Source organism: Peterkaempfera griseoplana (genome assembly GCF_001418575.1).
In the GTDB taxonomy this organism is placed as follows: domain Bacteria; phylum Actinomycetota; class Actinomycetes; order Streptomycetales; family Streptomycetaceae; genus Peterkaempfera; species Peterkaempfera griseoplana.
Window position 1 is genome coordinate 1 of record NZ_LIQR01000437.1, and the last position, 964, is coordinate 964.

Below are 964 nucleotides of genomic sequence, written 5' to 3' on the forward strand. Positions count from 1 at the left end.
GAGGCCGTGGCGCTGCTGCGCCGCGCGGTCGAGCTGGGCGTCGACCACGTGGACACCGCCGAGTTCTACGGCTTCGGCTTCGCCAACGACGTGATCCGCGAGGCACTGCGCCCGGCCGATGACGTCCTGGTCGTCACGAAGGTGGGAGCCGACCCCAACCCCGGCGGGCGCCTGCCGCTGCGTCTGGCACAGCGTCCCGAGCAGCTGCGCGCCAGCGTCGAGGACAATCTGCGCAGCCTCGGCGTCGACCGGCTCGCGGTCGTCAACCTGCGCCGCCTGGACACCGGGCCCGGGCTGCGTCCCGAGGGTGACCAGGTCGTCGACCTCGACGACCAGCTCGCGGTGATGACCGCCCTGCGCGACGAGGGCAAGATCGGCGCGATCGGCCTGAGCAGCGTCACCCTCGACGGCCTGCGCCGCGCCCTGCCCGCCGGCGTGGTCTGCGTGCAGAACGCCTACAGTCTCGTCTCCCGCGACGACGAGGACATGCTGCAGCTGTGCGCGGCCGAGGGCGTCGCCTGGGTGCCGTTCTTCCCGCTGGGCGGGGCCTTCCCCGGCCTGCCCAAAGCGACCGACGAGCCGGTGGTGCACGCCGTGGCCGAGTCCCTGGGCGTCACCCCCTCCCAGGTCGGGCTCGCCTGGCTGCTGCACCACGCCCCGAACGTGCTGCTCATCGCCGGCACCGCCAGCGCCGCCCACCTGGAGGCCAACATCGCGGTCAGCCGGATCACCCTCGACGCCGCGACCCTCGCCACCCTCGATGCCGTCGAGTCCCGCTCCAACGACGTCCCCATCGGCTGACGGGACCGACGCGGCCCAGACCGGAACGCACCGCACACCGGACACCCTGACACCACGTCGGGCCACGCCGGGAGACTCCGCTTCCACAAGCCACCAGGACGGACCATGAAGGCCATCATCCACCGCGACAACGGTGCCCCCGACGTTCTTCAGCTCGTCGACC

The 964-nt window shown here is 72.5% G+C and carries 1 protein-coding gene; it reads left to right on the forward strand.

All coding sequences use genetic code 11. The features are described 5' to 3' along the window. Window positions 1–801: aldo/keto reductase (locus tag AOK09_RS28985; protein WP_055590211.1), on the forward strand; the 801-nt coding region annotated here is incomplete at its 5' end. Window positions 802–964: the final 163 nt, after the last annotated feature.